We start from the raw sequence: 16490 nt of genomic DNA on the forward strand, positions 1-16490 counted from the left end.
GGGGTGTGAACAGGGGGGCGAGGAGGCGGGCGCGGGCCAGGTCGTGCGGGTCGTCGATCTCCAGCACCCGTGCGGGGTCGGTGGCGACGGGGAGGGTGCGCCCGAAGAAGCGGTGCCGGGCGGCGCGGAAGCCGGCGGCGTCCATGGCGTAGGCGGCGCCGGTCTCCAGCAGGTCCCGGGGCCGGTCCTGCCGGCGGGGGCGTACGGCCTTGTCGTGGTTGACGCCGTTGCCGGCGCCGTCGGGCGCCTCCCGCCAGAGGAAGCCGTGGAACGGGGCGACGGTCAGGGCCGAGTCGGCCGCGCCGGACGCGACGGCGGCGGCGACCGCCTCGACGTCGGATGGGGTGAGGAAGGGGCTGGTGCACTGGACGAGGAGGACGACGTCCACGGTGAGGGAGTGCAGTTCCTCGAAGGTGTCGAGGGCGTGCAGCACGGCGGCTTCGCTGCTCGCGGTGTCCCCGGAGATCCCCGCGGGCCGGCGGATCGCGGCGGCCCCGGCGGTGCGGGCTGCGTCGGCGATGGGTCCGGCGTCCGTGGAGACCGCGACGTCGGTGACGGTGGCGGCGCCCCGGCAGGCCTGTACGGCCCGTACGACGAGCGGGACTCCGGCCACCTCGGCGAGGTTCTTGCCGGGGACCCCCTTGGAGCCGCCCCGGGCGGGGATCACGGCCAGCACGCGGGGGCGCGCGGCGGGGCGCTCCGCCGGGCCCGCGGCGGGGCTCACAGCTCCCCCATCCGGCGGATCACCGGGGCCACGCGCTGCACCCCGTGGCGGTACGCCCCGCGGGCGGCCTCGCGCAGGTACGAGCGGAGCCGGCGGCGCAGCCGGGACTCCCCGCCGCTCTCTCGGACGGCGCCGGGCAGCGGGGTCCCGTCGGGGGCGAGGTGGTGCCGGGCCAGGATCCCGGGCAGGTACCCGGGCGCGGTGGTCCGTGTGTAATAGGGGGCGACGGCGGGGAGCACCCCGCGCCCCAGCAGCTCGTCGAGCCGGGCGCGGGCGGCGGCGAAGGAGTCCTCGGCGCCGCTCACGCCCTGGCCGGCCAGCCAGTCCGGGTCGCCCTGCGGCAGCAGGCCGGCGTCCAGCTGGTCCCAGGACGCCAGGCAGCCCGAGCCGAGGAAGTGGTGGTTGCCGAGCACCTCGCGGATGCCGAGGTCGGTGAGGACCGCCGTCGGGATCCCGCGGTGCAGGGATTCCAGGGCTGCGGTGGAGGAGACGGTGACCAGCAGGTCGGTGCCGTCCAGGACCTCGCCCATGTTGCCGTAGACGAGGCGGCAGTTGGCGGGCAGTCCGCCGGGGATCCGCTCGGCGAGCCGCTGGTAGGGCTGCTCCTCAAGGTGTGTGGTGTGCTCCCCGGGCCGGCTGCGCAGCTTGATCAGCACCTCGCGCTCCGGGTGCAGCCGCGCGTGCCGGGCCGTCCGCTCCAGCAGGTACGCGCGGTCGGCGCGGCTCTCGGGGACGGACGGCTGGACGGCGAAGACCACGGTGTGGGCGCGGCTGCCGGCCTGCTCGTACGCGGCTCCGTCCAGGAACGGCAGGGCCGTCTCGGTGACGGCGTCGGCGTCCGCGCCGACGCCTTCGTAGACCGCGCGGAAGCGGCCGGCGTCGTGGCGGGAGTTGGCGAGGACGAGGTCGGCGCCGTGCCGCAGCAGCAGCCCGTCGGCGAGCTTCTCGTATACGACGCCCACGTACCCGGTGACGAGCACCGGGCGGGCGGCCGGTTCCGGCCACAGCGCGCGGACCCCGTGCAGGACGGCCTGGACGGCCCCGCCGACGAGGGCGAGGACGACGACGTCGTAGCGTTCCCGCTCGATCTCCGCGAGGAACTGTGCGCAGGTCACCTCGGAGAGCCGGTCGGCGCTGACTCCCACCTCGCCGAGCTGGCGCGCGGTCGGGGTGGCCCGGCCGCGGAGCAGGTATCCGGTGAGGTGCGGCTGCGTCACGAGCCGGCGGGCGGTGAGTGCGCCCCATTTCCATCGCGTATCGGAATCGGCGAGTACGGCGACGCGAAGGGCAGTGCGAGTATGGGTACGAGAGGCTGCTCGATTGCTGACTGGCACCCGGCAGAAGCTATTCCGCGATTTCGGTGATCGGCCCAACGAGCGCACAACAGCGGGTTAACAACCCGTCGACTTAATGCGAAACCGCACTGGTTAACGCGGTCGCCCCGCGTCGTTCACATGGAATCCGCATACGGGCCATGGTGAATGCCGGACGGCGCCTTAATGTCTGACAGGTGCTCAAGCTCTCTGTTGTCGTGCCGTTCTACAACGTGCAGACATACGCACCGGATGCCCTGAAAAGCCTCGCACTCAATGCCCGGGACGATTTCGAGTTCCTGCTCGTCGACGACTGTTCGACGGACGGGACGCCCGAACTCCTGGAGCGGGCGGCGCGCGAGCTGCCCGGGGCGGTGCACCTCAGACACGACCGGAACGGCGGCCTGGCCACCGCCCGGAACACCGGCCTGGACGCGGCCCGCGGCGAGTACGTGGCCTTCCTGGACGGCGACGACTGGCTGGCGCCCGGCCACCTGGCCCGCACACTGGCCGTGATCGAGGCCCTGAGCTGCGATTTCGTCCGCAACGACCACGTCCAGGTGAGCGGCCGCACGCGCTCCGTGCGGCGTGTCCCGTACGGTCCCCAGCTGGTCGTCGGCGATCCGCGCGCCGGAATCCTGCCCGCCTCGCGGGCCACGTCGGTCGACTATCCGTACGCCTGGGCCGGCATGTACCACCGGCGGCTGCTCGACCGCGGGCTGCTGCACTTCACCGACGGGCTGCGGACGGCCGAGGACCGGCCGTGGATCTGGCGGCTGCACCGGGAGGCCGGCTCGTTCGCGGCGGTCGGACTCCCGGGGATCTTCTACCGGCGCGGCGTCTCGACCTCATTGACGCAGATCAAGGACGAGCGCCAGCTCGATTTCATCCGGGCATTCGACCAGGTCCTGGCGGATACGGCCGAGGATCCTCATCGCGATCTTCTGCTGCCAAAAGCCGTACGAACATATTGTGCAATTATCGCGCACCATATCGGGTCCATCGAAAGGTTCGAACCGGCCGTGGCCAAAAAACTCCGTTCCATGAGCACGGCCGCCCTCGGACGCATGCCCCGAAACGTTCTGAACCAGGCCCTCGACGAGATGGACGCCCAGCGCTCCGGCCTGCTGCGCCGGCTGCGCCGCCGCCCCGCCCGAGCGGGAGCCGCTGCCTGATGCCCGCTCGGAACACCCGGTGCACCCAGATCTTCCTCGCCTCCACGCTCTACGGGACGGCCACGCTCGCCGCCGGAATCGACGCGGGCAGCTTCCCGCCGGCCGGCCGCCGCATCCTGCTCACCAGCAACCACGCCCTCGCCGCCGAGGTCTCCCCCGGCCTCGCCGGCATGCCGGGCTTCGACGCGCTGCGCACCCGCTTCGACGAGGTGCTCGACTGGAACGCCGCCATCGCCCCGCAGCATCCCAGTGCCTGGGCCCCGCGCCCCGAGGACGTCCCCCTGTGGGAACGCCAGCTCCGGGCGATCTGGGGACTGGGCGAGGACCGCGTAGAGCTCATCGTGGAGTCGATCCAGGTCCCGCCCGCCCGGACCCTGTGCACCCTTTTCCCCGGCGCCGCCGTGGACGTCTACGCCGACGGGCTGATGAGCTACGGCCCCACCCGCTTCCGCCTCGATCCGCAGCTCGGCATGCGCGTGCGCCGCGTCCTGCACCTGGACCTGGTGCCGGGTCTGGAACCGCTGCTGCTCACCGAGTTCGGCGTGCCGCCGGAGCTGGTCCCGACCCCGGAGTTCCTGAAAGTGCTGGCCGGACTCCCCTCGTACGGACCCGGGCCGGACGGGATCGGCGAGGCACCGGCACTGCTGCTGGGCCAGTACCTGTCCGCCCTCGAACTGCTCTCCCCGCAGGAGGAGGAGGACCTCCACGTGGCGATGGTCCGGGGCGCGCACGCCCTCGGCCACCGGGAGCTCGTCTTCAAACCCCACCCGAGCGCCCCTGCCGAGTACTCCCGGCGCGCCGAGGCCGAGGCCGAACGGCTCGGCGCCCGGCTCACCGTGGTGACCGCCCCCGTGCTGGCCGAGACCCTCTACCAGCAGCTGCGCCCCGCCCTGGTCGTCGGCTGCTTCTCCACCGGACTGCTGACCGCGGCCACCCTGTACGGGCTGCCGGTCGCACGCACCGGGACCGAGGCCGTACTGGCCCGCCTCGCCCCGTACCAGAACAGCAACCGGATCCCGCTGACGGTGGTGGACGCGCTGCTCCCCGCCCTCGCGGACGCCGAGGCCGTCGCCGGCTGGACCGCGCCCGGGCCCGAGGAGGCCCGGGAGGCACTGACCGGGCTGCTCACCGCGGTCGGGTTCACCATGCAGCCGCAGATCCTGGCGGCGCGCCGCGCGGAGGCCGAACGATATCTGGCCGCACATCTGGACGACCGGACCTGGCGCTACTTCAAGCGCCGCCGGCTGACCACCCTCGGGCTGCCCGGCGGCATCCCGGCCCAGCTGTCCTTCCTGCCGCACAGCCCGGCCGTCCGCCGCGTGGTCCGCCGGCTGCGGCGGCTGCGCCCGGCCCGCCCGCGCTGACCGCGACCGGCCGCCGGCTCAGCTGACGGCGAGCTTGGCCGCGAAGCCGAGGAAGAGCACGCCCGCCGCCGAGGTGGCCCCGGCCGAGAGCCGCTTGCGGCGGCGGAAGGCCGCGGACAGCCGGGTGCCGCCGAAGATCAGCAGGGTCAGGTACAGGAAGCTGCCGAGCTGGAGCAGCGCACCCAGGACCAGGAAGGAGAGCGCCGGGTAGGCGTACGACGGGTTCACGAACTGCACGAAGAAGGAGACGAGGAACAGGATGGCCTTCGGGTTGAAGAGGCTGATCAGCAGCGCCCGCCGGTACGGCCGCTCCGCCTCGCCGCCCTCCGCCTCGGCCGGGGCCTGGGCCCGGTCCGGGGCCTGCGCCTGCTCGGCCCGCCCGCGCCACATCGCCCACGCACCGCGCATCATCCCGACGGCGAGCCAGGTCAGGTACCCGGCGCCGAACAGTTTGACGATGCCGAAGGCCACCGGACTGGCCTGGAGCAGCGCCCCCGCCCCGGCGGCGGCGAGCGCCATCAGCACGGCGTCCCCGGTGAACACCCCGGCGGCGGCCTTGTACCCGGTCCGCACCCCGCGGCGCGCCGCGACGGACAGCACGTACAGCGAGTTCGGCCCCGGCAGCAAAATGATCAGTATGAGCCCGACGAGATAGGTCGGCAGATCGATGACACCCAGCATGGGCAGGAGTGTCGCATAGGGTTGCACCTGTCACCGAGGGAGTTCACGATGTGGAATCCGTCGGCTCGTACGTCCCCCACACCTCCCGGAGGGCGTTGCAGACCTCGCCCACCGTGGCGCGGGCGCGCAGGGCCTCCTTCATCGGGTAGAGGACGTTCGCCGCGCCCGATGCCGCTTCGCGGAGGGCGGCCAGGGCGGCCGACACCGCCTCGGCGTCCCGGTTCGCGCGCAGGGCTGCGAGTGCCTCGCGCTGGCGGTTCTCGATCGCCGGGTCGACGCGCAGCGGCTCGTACCGCTCCTCCTGGTCCAGCGTGAAGCGGTTGACCCCGACGACCACGCGCTCGCCGCCGTCCGTCTCCAGCGCGATGCGGTAGGCGTTCCGCTCGATCTCCCCCTTCTGGAAGCCGGCCTCGATCGCGGCCACCGCCCCGCCCAGGTCCTCGACCCGCTGCATCAGCGCGAGCGCCGCCGCCTCGACCTCGTCCGTCATCCGCTCCACCGCGTACGAGCCGGCGAAGGGGTCGACGGTGTGCGGCACGTCCGTCTCGTACGCCAGCACCTGCTGCGTCCGCAGCGCCAGCCGCGCCGATTTCTCCGTCGGCAGTGCGATCGCCTCGTCGAAGGAGTTGGTGTGCAGCGACTGCGTGCCGCCCAGCACCGCCCCGAGTGCCTGCACGGCCACCCGTACGAGATTGAGCTCCGGCTGCTGCGCCGTCAGCTGGACCCCGGCCGTCTGGGTGTGGAAGCGCAGCATCAGCGACTTCGGGTCCCGGGCCCCGAACTCCTCGCGCATGACCCGGGCCCAGATCCGCCGTGCGGCCCGGAACTTCGCGACCTCCTCCAGCAGCGTGGTGCGGGCGACGAAGAAGAAGGAGAGCCGCGGGGCGAACCCGTCGACCTCCATCCCGGCGGCCAGCGCCGTCCGTACGTACGCGATCGCGTCCGCCAGCGTGAAGGCGATCTCCTGCGCGGGCGAGGCCCCGGCCTCGGCCATGTGGTAGCCGGAGATGGAGATGGTGTTCCAGCGGGGGATCTCGGCCTTGCAGTAGCGGAAGGTGTCGGCCGTCAGACGGAGCGAGGGCCCGGGCGGGAAGATGTAGGTGCCGCGCGCGATGTACTCCTTGAGCACGTCGTTCTGAACGGTCCCGGTCAGCTGCCCGCCCGCGATGCCGTGCTCCTCGGCGACCAGCTGGTACATCAGCAGCAGCAGCGCCGCCGGGGCGTTGATCGTCATGGACGTGGACACCCGGTCGAGCGGGATCCCGTCGAACAGCACGCGCATGTCCTCGACGGAGTCGATCGCGACGCCGACCTTTCCGACCTCGCCGTGCGCGAGCGGCGCGTCGGAGTCGTGGCCCATCTGCGTCGGCAGGTCGAAGGCGACCGACAGCCCGGTGCCGCCGCCCGCGATGAGCTGCCGGTAGCGGGCGTTCGATTCGGCCGCCGTCCCGAACCCGGCGTACTGCCGCATCGTCCACGGCTTGCCGGTGTACATCGTCGGGTAGACCCCCCGCGTGTACGGGTACGCCCCTGGTTCACCCAGTTTGGCCTGCGGGTCCCATCCCGTCAGGTCGCCCGGCCCGTAGACGGGTTCGATCGGAAATCCGCTCTCGGTACTCGCCATGCGACCCATCCCTCCGTGGAGCGAACGGCCCCGGGGCTGATGCAGCCTCCCCGCGACGGCTCCGGCCGTCCCCTGACGGCCGCTGGTCACAATGGCGCAACATCCCCGGATCGTCCGCAACTCTCCACGCCCGCCAAGCATCACCTAGATACACGAACCAGAAGAAGAAATCGGGGGAACGCGATGCACCGCCAGAGAGTCATAATCCGCACGCTCGGGGTGGCCACCGCCGTCGCGCTCGCCGCGACCGCGTGCGGGCCCCAGAAGACGGCGCCGGCCAGCTCCGCTTCTTCGCTTCCGTCCGCGTCCGCGGCGGGTTCCACCCCCGAGAGCTCCGCGTCGGCGGACGCCAAGCCCGCCGACGCCTCCCCGTCGGCATCCGCTTCGCCGTCCGCCTCGGAGTCGGCCTCGCCGTCCGCCTCCGCGTCCCCGACGGTCAAGGCCGTCATGGCGAACGGCGACGAGAGCGAGCAGGTGCGCGAGCTCCAGGCCCGCCTGAGGCAGCTCAAGTACATGTCGATCGCCCCGACCGGCTTCTACGGCTCGAAGACGACCGCCGCGGTCAGGTCCTTCCAGGCGAAGAACGGCCTGACGGCGTCCGGCGCGGTCGACGAGGCCACCTGGGCGAAGATCCAGGGCCTCAGCAAGAAGCCCACTGCCGACGAGCTGCGCCCGCCGACCGTCAACGAGGTCGCCGCGCCGGACCCGCGCTGTATGACGGGCCGCGTGATGTGCATCAGCAAGGAGAGCCGCACGCTCGCCTGGATGATCGACGGCAAGGTCGTCTCCACCTTGGACGTCCGCTTCGGCTCCGAGAACACCCCGACCCGCGAGGGCCAGTTCAAGGTGGAGTGGAAGGCCAAGGACTGGACGTCGACGATCTACCACACGCCGATGCCGTACGCGATGTTCTTCAGCCAGGGCCAGGCGGTGCACTACTCCGCCGACTTCGCGGCCCGCGGCTACGCCGGCGCCTCGCACGGCTGCGTGAACGTCCGGGACAAGGGCAAGCTCGCGGAGCTGTTCAACCAGGTGCAGGTCGGCGACAAGGTCGTCGTCTACTGGTGATCCGCACGGTCCGGGTGATCCGGGTGGCGTGAGTCGTCCCGGTGATCCCGGGTCGTCCCGGTGATCCGGTCTGAAGTAGGGGGCGCGGGCAGGGCCGGGGGAACGAACCCCGCCCGCGCCGGGTGCGCAGAGCCCAGGGGTACGGGGGGAACCCCGGCTCATGCGCGGCCGATGACCAGTCGGCTCGTTATGTACTGCGCCGCAGGTTCGAAAAGTGTTACAGGCCGTTCCTGCCGCCGCCCGGGACCCGCTCGGGAGTGCTCGCGGACCACCCGCCGGAAGGCCCGACGGGCGGCCTTCGGGAGCCGGAGCGGCGGGGCGGCGGGCCGTCAGTGCGGCAGGCGGACGGGCGCGGAGGTGCCCGGGCTCGCCGGGGCGAACGTCGGGGCCCTGAGTACGTCGCTCCCGTCGTCCGCGGTGCGCGGAACGGTCGGGGAGGCGGTCTTGGCGGGCTCGTCGAGCAGCGCCTCGCAGAAGTGCGGGATGCGCGAGAGCCCCTGGGCCAGCTTCGAGAGCCGGTCGCGGCTGTCGGAGGTCATGTGCCCCGACCGGTAGGCCTCGCACAGGTCCACCGCCTTGAGGCGGGCCTGCTTGTCCGCCTCCTTCAGCGAGGTGGTTCCGCCCGCGAAGTCGTCCTGGGCGTCCTTGACGCCCTTTCCGCCCTTGCCGGCGGCGCCGCCGGACGAGGTACCGGGACCGGTTGCCGTTCCGGTTCCGAATCCCTGCTCCGTCCCCGTCGCCGAGTCCGCGCCCGGCGTCAGCGTGGTGCCCGGGCCGGGCGACGCGCCGTCGGCACCCCGGAACGGGGTCGGCCGCAGCTGCGGTCCGGAGGTCGGGCCCGCGGTGTCGCCGGCCGTCGTCGGGTTCTCGTCGGCGCTGAGGGACACGGCCGGCGCCGGCCCCGCCGTGTCGTGCGTGCCCCGGTCCAGCAGGCCGGCCCCGGCGGCGACCGCCAGGCCTCCGACGGCGACGCCTGCCAGCGCGGCGACCAGACCGAACCGCACCGGGCGGCCGCGCCGGGGCGCGGAGAGGGGAGCCGCGGCGGAGGCGGCGAGGGGAATGACCCTGCCGAGTTCCAGGAGGGGGGCGGTGTCACCGCCGACGGGTGCGGATGTCCCGGGCATTTCGGATGCCCCGGGCGCCCCGGGTGCTGCGGCCCCGCCGCGCGCCGCGCGGAAGGCGGCCACCGCGGCGGCCTCGCCGGGCAGTTCCACCCCGGCGACCGGCTGCGGCGCGGCCAGCATGTCGAGGGCGGCACGGAGCCGGGCTTCCGCTTCGCGGGCGCGCCGGTCGGCGCCAGGTGCGGCCTGGCCGCCGCGCAGCACTCGTTCCGCCGCGGCCTCGTCCAGCCACCTGTTGCGCTCGTCGGCCATCACATGTCCTTCTGCGTCCGCCAACGTGAATGCGTCACACCGGTTTGCTCCACGAGGCCGCCACTGCGGCCTCGCTGAGCGGGCACGGCGTCGAGATCCCTCTCGCCCCCGCCATCCCGCGCCTGGTCATCGGCATTATGGCCGACCGGACCCGCGGGGTCCGCGCCCGGATCCGTGTCCGGCGCGAAGCCGCCCTCCGCGCCGATCAGCTCGGCCAGTTTCTTCAGGCCCCGATGGGCTGCGGTGCGCACCGCGCCGGGCCGCTTGCCCAGGGTCTCGGCCGCGCTCTTGGCGTCCAGGCCGACCACCACCCGGAGCACCACGGCCTCGGCCTGGTCCTGCGGAAGCTGGGCGATCAGCGCCATGGTCCGGCCGGTCGACAGGGCCTCCATCGCCTCGACCGCGGTGTCGCTGTCGGCGGCCCGGCCCGTCAGTTCGGTCTCGTCGCCGCCGATGGCGGGGCGGCGCCCACGCATGCGGATGTGGTCGAGGGCCCGGTTGCGGCCGATCCGGGCGGCCCAGCCGCGGAAGCGGTCGGCGTCGCCGGTGAAGGAATCGAGGTCGCGGGCTATCTGCAGCCAGGCCTCCGAAGTCACGTCCTCCGCGTCGCCGTCCCCGACCAGCGTGCGTACGTACCCGAGCAGGCGCGGGTGCACGGCGCGGTACACAGCACGGAACGCGCTCTCGTCGCCGCCCTGTGCCGCGAGCACCGCGGCGGTCAGCTCCGCGTCGTCCCCCAGCAAAATCCCCAACCCGTTCACTGTCCTGTACCTGTGGCGCAAATCAGCACGTTACGGCTTTCAAGTACCTTCGTCCACGAGTTGTACGGGGAGCAACCGATCGTGCGCGAAGCGGGGTGTGACACAAAACGCACTCGCGGCGCTGACAGGGGTACGGGCTTGTCGCACGAGCCCGTACGGACGACGACCGGGGCCTCTCCTGTGGGGGGTGGCGGCCTCGGTCGTCTTCCTCCTCCTCTTCCTCCGCCGTCGCCCTTCCCGGCGCACCGCACGTCATCACGTCATCCTTTCGGCTCACTTCCGGGTGAAAACCTCGGATGGGTACGACACGCCGTGCCCGGCGTCGCTAGCGTGGCGGCACACCCGCGCCGCGTCCCGAGGAGCCCCCCGCTGTCCAGCCACCTTCCGGCACAGGCCCATGAGGGCACCTCCCGGACGGAGTCTGGGGGATCCTCCGGCCCTTCCCACGGCTCCGGGCTGGCGCGGTTCAACGCCCTCTCCCCCGAGGCGGCACAGGCCGTCCTGCTGAACTGCTGCGGCAGTCGGCGCTGGGCCCAGCGGGTGGCCGCCCACCGCCCCTATCCGGACCCCGGCGTGCTGCTGGCCGCCGCCGACGAGGCCTCGTACGACCTCTCCCAGGCGGACCTGAGCGAGGCGCTGGCCTCGGAGTTCCCGGCCGAGCTGGGCCACGGGTCCCCGTACGCCGCGCTCCTGGCGCTCGACGCCGCCCATGCGGAGTACGAGCGCAAGTTCGGCCACGCCTTCGTGATCTGCCTGGACGGGCACCCGCCGGAGGAGCAGGCGGACCAGCTGCTCGGCGCCATCCGGCGCCGGATGGAGCTGGAGGCGGACGAGGAGCGGTCGATCTCGGCGGACGAGCTGCGCCGCCTCGCCCAGGCTCGGCTCGCCGACCTGACGCATTGGCTGACCTCTGCGGACGGGGTATCCGCAGCGGATTCAGGGCTATTCGCACCTGTGGGATAGTCCGTCCGTGCCTGTTTGATCACACCGCTGGACCCGGCGCGAGGGAACCGACAAAGCGTCGCTACGATGTCCGGGGCCGGAGGACCGTACCCGGCCGGGCCCGACCGACAAAGAAGCCGGCTGGCCCCCGCCCCGCTTCCGGAGGGTTTTCCGTGCCGGCTGGAACGTTGTACCGCGGCCGGGAAGGAATGTGGTCCTGGGTGGCTCATCGAGTCACCGGCGTCCTCATTTTCTTCTTCCTGTTCGTACACGTCCTCGACACCGCTCTCGTCCGCGTCTCCCCCGAGGCGTACGACGATGTCGTGGCTACCTACAAGACTCCGATCGTCGCGCTGATGGAGTACGGCCTCGTGGCCGCAATCCTGTTCCACGCGCTCAACGGTCTCCGTGTCATCGCAGTGGACTTCTGGTCCAAGGGCCCCCGTCTCCAGAAGCAGATGCTCTGGACCGTGGTGTCCGTCTGGATCATCCTGATGATCGGGGCCCTCTACCCCGTCCTCGGCCACGCAGCTGCTGAACTGTTCGGGAAGTGACACGCATGTCTTCTGACACTTCTTCCGCCCAGGCGATCGGCGACGTGGAGGGCGTGAGCCTCTACGACGTCGACAACCCGGCGCCGTACATCGAGGCCCCGCGCAAGCGCACGGGCAAGACGCCGCGCTCGACCCGCGGCAACTTCGAGATGGCCGCGTGGCTCTTCATGCGCCTCTCGGGCATCGTCCTCGTCGTCCTGGTCATCGGCCACCTCGTCATCCAGCTGGTGCTCGACGGCGGCGTCTCCAAGGTCGGCTTCGCCTTCGTGGCCGGCCGCTGGGCGTCCCCGTTCTGGCAGGTCTGGGACCTGCTGATGCTGTGGCTCGCCATGCTGCACGGCGCCAACGGTCTGCGTACCGTCATCAACGACTACGCGGAGCGCGCCAACACGCGGCTGTGGCTGAAGGGCCTGCTTTACACCGCCACGGTGTTCACCATCCTTCTGGGCACGCTGGTGATCTTCACCTTCGACCCGAACATCCGCTAGGCACGGGCTGAGGCGAAACCACTGATGAAGATCCACAAGTACGACACCGTCATCGTCGGCGCCGGCGGCGCGGGCATGCGCGCCGCCATCGAGTCGACGAAGCGCAGCCGCACCGCAGTCCTGACGAAGCTGTACCCGACCCGCTCCCACACGGGCGCCGCGCAGGGCGGCATGGCCGCCGCGCTCGCCAACGTGGAAGAGGACAACTGGGAGTGGCACACCTTCGACACGGTCAAGGGCGGTGACTACCTGGTCGACCAGGACGCCGCCGAGATCCTGGCGAAGGAGGCCATCGACGCCGTCCTCGACCTGGAGAAGATGGGCCTGCCGTTCAACCGCACCCCGGACGGCACCATCGACCAGCGCCGCTTCGGCGGCCACTCGCGCAACCACGGCGAGGCCCCGGTCCGCCGGTCCTGCTACGCCGCGGACCGCACCGGCCACATGATCCTCCAGACGCTGTACCAGAACTGCGTCAAGGAGGGCGTGGAGTTCTTCAACGAGTTCTACGTCCTGGACCAGCTCCTGGTCGAGGAGGACGGCGTCAAGAAGTCGGCCGGTGTGGTCGCGTACGAGCTCGCCACCGGCGAGATCCACGTGTTCCAGGCCAAGGCCGTCATCTACGCCTCCGGCGGCACCGGCAAGTTCTTCAAGGTGACCTCCAACGCGCACACCCTCACGGGTGACGGCCAGGCGGCCTGCTACCGCCGCGGCCTGCCGCTGGAGGACATGGAGTTCTTCCAGTTCCACCCGACGGGCATCTGGCGCATGGGCATCCTGCTGACGGAGGGCGCCCGCGGTGAGGGCGGCATCCTCCGCAACAAGGACGGCGAGCGCTTCATGGAGAAGTACGCGCCGGTCATGAAGGACCTCGCGTCCCGTGACGTCGTCTCGCGCTCCATCTACACCGAGATCCGTGAGGGCCGCGGATGCGGTCCGGCCGGTGACCACGTGTACCTGGACCTGACGCACCTGCCGCCGGAGCAGCTCGACGCGAAGCTCCCGGACATCACCGAGTTCGCGCGTACGTACCTGGGCATCGAGCCGTACACGGACCCGATCCCGATCCAGCCCACCGCGCACTACGCCATGGGCGGCATCCCGACGAACGTCGAGGGTGAGGTCCTGGCGGACAACACCACCGTCGTCCCGGGCCTGTACGCGGCCGGCGAGGTCGCCTGCGTCTCCGTGCACGGCGCCAACCGCCTCGGCACCAACTCGCTGCTGGACATCAACGTCTTCGGCAAGCGCTCCGGTATCGCCGCGGCGAAGTACTCGCAGGAGAACGACTACGTCGAGCTCCCCGAGAACCCGGCGCAGCAGGTCGTCGACCTGGTCGAGCACCTGCGCAACTCCACGGGCAAGGAGCGGGTCGCCGACCTGCGCCTGGAGCTCCAGGAGACGATGGACGCCTGCGTGATGGTGTTCCGTACGGAGCAGACCATCAAGACCGCGGTCGAGAAGATCGCGGAGCTGCGCGAGCGCTACAAGAACGTGTCCGTCCAGGACAAGGGCAAGCGCTTCAACACGGACCTGCTGGAGGCCATCGAGCTGGGCAACCTGCTCGACCTGGCCGAGGTCATGGCCGTGTCCGCACTGGCGCGCAAGGAGTCCCGCGGCGGTCACTACCGCGAGGACTACCCGAACCGCGACGACGTCAACTTCATGCGCCACACCATGGCGTACCGCGAGGTCGGAGCCGACGGCTCGGACTCGGTCCGGCTCGACTACAAGCCGGTCGTGACGACCCGCTACCAGCCGATGGAGCGTAAGTACTGATGGCTACCCCCACCCTGGACAAGATGGAAGAGGCGGCTGCGGCCTCCCCCTACATCACGGTCACGTTCCGGATCCGCCGCTACAACCCGGAGATCTCGGACGAGGCGCAGTGGCAGGACTTCCAGATCGAGATCGACCCGAAGGAGCGCGTGCTCGACGGTCTCCACAAGATCAAGTGGGACCTCGACGGCACGCTGACCTTCCGCCGGTCGTGCGCGCACGGCATCTGCGGCTCCGACGCGATGCGGATCAACGGCAAGAACAGGCTCGCCTGCAAGACGCTGATCAAGGACATCAACCCGGAGAAGCCGATCACCGTCGAGGCCATCAAGGGCCTCACGGTGATGAAGGACCTCGTCGTCGACATGGAGCCCTTCTTCCAGGCGTACCGCGACGTCATGCCGTTCCTCGTCACCAAGGGCAACGAGCCGACGCGTGAGCGCCTGCAGTCCGCCGAGGACCGCGAGCGCTTCGACGACACCACCAAGTGCATCCTGTGCGCCGCGTGCACGTCCTCGTGCCCGGTGTTCTGGAACGACGGCCAGTACTTCGGCCCGGCGGCGATCGTCAACGCCCACCGCTTCATCTTCGACTCGCGTGACGAGGCCGGCGAGCAGCGGCTGGAGATCCTGAACGACAAGGACGGCGTGTGGCGCTGCCGCACGACCTTCAACTGCACCGACGCCTGCCCCCGTGGCATCGAGGTCACGAAGGCGATCCAGGAAGTCAAGCGCGCCCTGATCACGCGCCGCTTCTGATTCTCGACGCGTCCCTCGCACGGGTCGGCCCTGGCGGGCCTCCCCGGCTTCGAGACGCTGCGCCGGACTCCGTCCGCCGTTCACGGCTGACGCAGCGGCCGGCTGGGCCCCGCACCCCGGTTCCGCACCGGGGGCGGGGCCCTCGCCCGTTCGGGTGATCGCGCGGCTTCCGTCCGCGTGCCCCGGTCCCGTCCTACGATGATGCTCTCGACAGCAGCCCACGGGAGGCACGTGATGTCCGCAGCACCCGCTGAGCGTCCCCACACTGAATGGCCACTGATCGACCTGGCCAACCAGATCATGGATCAGCGCCCGGGGTACCGAGTCGAGATCATCGGAGGACAGATCCTCGTGTCCCCACCAGCAGACGGCGCCCATGCACGGGGCCTGACCTCGCTCATGCGCCCGTTCATCACGGCAGGGCTCGCCGGCGAGACGACGGAAGTCCTCCAAGCAATCGGCATCTGGCTCCCGGACGGACGCGAGGACTACGCCACCCCGGACCTCTCCCTGGTCGACGCCGATTTCGAAGACCACCTCATCGAGAACAACTGCTACGACCCCGTCGTCTTCCGCCTGGTCCTGGAAGTCACCTCCAGCAACCACCAGACCGACCTGCGGACCAAGGTCACCGCCTACGCCAACGCCAAGGTCCCCGTCTACGTGATCGTCGACCGCAAGCACAACCGCCTGCACGTCCTCACCGATCCGGCCGCGGACGAGTACGCCACCCACCGCGTCCACGCTCCCGGCGAGCTCGTCACCCTGCCGGAGTCGATCGGCGCCAAGGTGACCCTGGACGTCGAAGCCGTGCTCACGGCGGCGCGGCGCAAGCCCGAGGGCGAAGAGAACGTCCTCGCCTGATCGGGGTACGGGCCCGGGCGGGCCTGTGGAAAGATCGAGCACATGAGCGAGCAGCAGCCCAATCCGTACGCGCACGGCAACGGGTCTCCGGGAGGCCCGGGTTACGGATATCCGCAGGGATATCCGGCGGCTCCGGGGACGCCCGGGTACGGGTACCCGGCCACTCCGCCGGCCCCCGGTTACCAGCCGACCGTCGGCGGCGCCGGCATTCCGGCCCCCGGGCAGCCCCCGATGATGCCGCCCGTGCAGCCCCAGGCATACGGCGGCTCCGGCCTGTCGCTCGGCGACATCACCATCGCCGGGGACCAGATCATCACCCCTTCGGGGCCGATGCCGCTCAAGGGCGCCATGTGGAACGCCACCGACTTCTCCCGCACGGAGACGAAGATGCCGACGCACGCGGTCGTGCTCGCGATCATCTTCTTCGTGTTCTGCCTGCTCGGCCTGCTCTTCCTCCTGATGAAGGAGAAGACCACCACCGGCTACATCCAGGTCACGGTCACCAGCGGCGGCCGCCACCACTCCACGATGATCCCGGCGGTCGACGCGAGCACCTTCCCCTGGGTGATGAACCAGCTCAACTACGCCCGTTCCCTGAGCGTCTGACGGGAGATCACCGGGTCGGTGATACCGGTGTCGTCTGCCGGCATCATCGCCTTGCCGAGGATCAGCGCGAGCGTCCGGTCCCCCTCGAAGGGCAGGTGGCCGGTCTCCGCCCCCGCGGCCCGGCCGCCACGATGCACAGGTACTGGCCGCCCGGGTCCATGAGGACGTTGCCCGACCCAAGATGGATCCGGTACGTGGGCAACTCGCCCCGCACGTGCTGACGTTCACCCACCAGTCGACGGCGACCTTCGGGCCGCCGGCCCGTCATCCGGGGCCCGGGGCCTGCAGGCCGCGCACGACACGGCCCGGCGGCACGGCCCGGCGCATCGACACGCGCCCCGTGGCGCGGGAGTATGCGGGGATGTGACGAGGCTCGCCAAGACCACGTATCCGGACCGGAGTTCCCACCACCTCGG

Annotated in this window: 15 protein-coding genes and 2 pseudogenes; 10 read left to right on the forward strand and 7 right to left on the reverse strand. The window is 71.2% G+C overall.

The genetic code is table 11. The features are described 5' to 3' along the window. Positions 1 to 7: 7 nt before the first annotated feature. Positions 8 to 724, reverse strand: a pseudogene (locus ABTY04_RS13775) (acylneuraminate cytidylyltransferase family protein); the annotation flags it as partial. After that, positions 721 to 2058 (reverse strand): DUF6716 putative glycosyltransferase, encoded by a 1338-nt coding sequence (locus ABTY04_RS13780; protein WP_352213561.1) that lies wholly within the window; start codon positions 2056 to 2058, stop codon positions 721 to 723. The gene ABTY04_RS13780 and the pseudogene ABTY04_RS13775, both read right to left, overlap by 4 nt. A gap of 176 nt (positions 2059 to 2234) precedes the next feature. On the opposite strand from ABTY04_RS13780, the gene ABTY04_RS13785 reads away from it, so the two are divergent. Together ABTY04_RS13785 and ABTY04_RS13790 are read left to right on the forward strand one after the other, a co-directional pair. Beyond that, positions 2235 to 3212: a glycosyltransferase family 2 protein gene (locus tag ABTY04_RS13785; protein WP_352213562.1), complete on the forward strand. Its 978-nt coding sequence runs from the start codon at positions 2235 to 2237 to the stop codon at positions 3210 to 3212. Continuing rightward, on the forward strand, positions 3212 to 4576 hold the full coding sequence (locus tag ABTY04_RS13790) for a polysialyltransferase family glycosyltransferase (RefSeq protein ID WP_352213563.1): 1365 nt from the start codon (positions 3212 to 3214) through the stop codon (positions 4574 to 4576). Before ABTY04_RS13785 ends, ABTY04_RS13790 begins: the two co-directional genes overlap by 1 nt. Positions 4577 to 4594: 18 nt before the next feature. Here the strand turns inward: ABTY04_RS13790 and leuE are convergent, their stop codons facing one another. Beyond that, the gene (gene leuE, locus ABTY04_RS13795) at positions 4595 to 5257 is read right to left on the reverse strand and encodes a leucine efflux protein LeuE (protein ID WP_352213564.1); all 663 of its coding nucleotides are present in this window, start codon (positions 5255 to 5257) and stop codon (positions 4595 to 4597) included. Positions 5258 to 5300: 43 nt separating this feature from the next. Further along, positions 5301 to 6881: an acyl-CoA mutase large subunit family protein gene (locus ABTY04_RS13800; RefSeq protein ID WP_352213565.1), complete on the reverse strand. Its 1581-nt coding sequence runs from the start codon at positions 6879 to 6881 to the stop codon at positions 5301 to 5303. A gap of 183 nt (positions 6882 to 7064) precedes the next feature. On the opposite strand from ABTY04_RS13800, the gene ABTY04_RS13805 reads away from it, so the two are divergent. Continuing rightward, positions 7065 to 7949, forward strand: a complete 885-nt coding sequence (locus ABTY04_RS13805; RefSeq protein WP_502996629.1) for a L,D-transpeptidase family protein — start codon at positions 7065 to 7067, stop codon at positions 7947 to 7949. 329 nt (positions 7950 to 8278) lie between these two features. Here ABTY04_RS13805 and ABTY04_RS13810 read toward each other — a convergent pair whose 3' ends face one another. Then, a complete protein-coding gene (locus ABTY04_RS13810) occupies positions 8279 to 9322 on the reverse strand; it encodes a hypothetical protein (RefSeq protein WP_352213567.1) in 1044 nt (347 codons plus the stop codon). Then, positions 9322 to 10065, reverse strand: a complete 744-nt coding sequence (locus tag ABTY04_RS13815) for an RNA polymerase sigma factor (RefSeq protein ID WP_352213615.1) — start codon at positions 10063 to 10065, stop codon at positions 9322 to 9324. Before ABTY04_RS13815 ends, ABTY04_RS13810 begins: the two co-directional genes overlap by 1 nt. Positions 10066 to 10413: 348 nt before the next feature. Here ABTY04_RS13815 and ABTY04_RS13820 point away from each other — a divergent pair, with 348 nt between their 5' ends. The 7 genes from ABTY04_RS13820 (at position 10414) to ABTY04_RS13850 (ending at position 16074) form a co-directional block, all read left to right on the forward strand. Beyond that, positions 10414 to 11046, forward strand: a complete 633-nt coding sequence (locus ABTY04_RS13820; RefSeq protein WP_352213568.1) for a 2-oxo-4-hydroxy-4-carboxy-5-ureidoimidazoline decarboxylase — start codon at positions 10414 to 10416, stop codon at positions 11044 to 11046. Positions 11047 to 11198: 152 nt separating this feature from the next. Further along, positions 11199 to 11579: a succinate dehydrogenase, cytochrome b556 subunit gene (gene sdhC / locus ABTY04_RS13825; protein WP_352213569.1), complete on the forward strand. Its 381-nt coding sequence runs from the start codon at positions 11199 to 11201 to the stop codon at positions 11577 to 11579. Positions 11580 to 11584: 5 nt separating this feature from the next. After that, the gene (locus tag ABTY04_RS13830; RefSeq protein ID WP_266626231.1) at positions 11585 to 12067 is read left to right on the forward strand and encodes a succinate dehydrogenase hydrophobic membrane anchor subunit; all 483 of its coding nucleotides are present in this window, start codon (positions 11585 to 11587) and stop codon (positions 12065 to 12067) included. Positions 12068 to 12091: 24 nt separating this feature from the next. After that, positions 12092 to 13846, forward strand: coding sequence for a succinate dehydrogenase flavoprotein subunit (sdhA, locus tag ABTY04_RS13835; protein WP_352213570.1), 1755 nt, complete (start codon positions 12092 to 12094; stop codon positions 13844 to 13846). Further along, positions 13846 to 14604, forward strand: coding sequence for a succinate dehydrogenase iron-sulfur subunit (locus ABTY04_RS13840; RefSeq protein WP_352213571.1), 759 nt, complete (start codon positions 13846 to 13848; stop codon positions 14602 to 14604). Before sdhA ends, ABTY04_RS13840 begins: the two co-directional genes overlap by 1 nt. Before the next feature lie 234 nt (positions 14605 to 14838). Next, complete coding sequence (locus ABTY04_RS13845; protein ID WP_352213572.1) at positions 14839 to 15468, forward strand: Uma2 family endonuclease; 630 nt, start codon at positions 14839 to 14841, stop codon at positions 15466 to 15468. A gap of 42 nt (positions 15469 to 15510) precedes the next feature. Further along, positions 15511 to 16074, forward strand: a complete 564-nt coding sequence (locus ABTY04_RS13850) for a hypothetical protein (RefSeq protein WP_352213573.1) — start codon at positions 15511 to 15513, stop codon at positions 16072 to 16074. Here the strand turns inward: ABTY04_RS13850 and ABTY04_RS41150 are convergent. After that, positions 16050 to 16342: pseudogene (locus ABTY04_RS41150) on the reverse strand (DUF7737 domain-containing protein). The gene ABTY04_RS13850 and the pseudogene ABTY04_RS41150 overlap by 25 nt on opposite strands. Positions 16343 to 16490: the final 148 nt, after the last annotated feature.

The sequence above is a fragment of the Streptomyces sp. NPDC097981 genome (assembly GCF_040302565.1).
Taxonomy (GTDB): Bacteria; Actinomycetota; Actinomycetes; order Streptomycetales; family Streptomycetaceae; genus Streptomyces.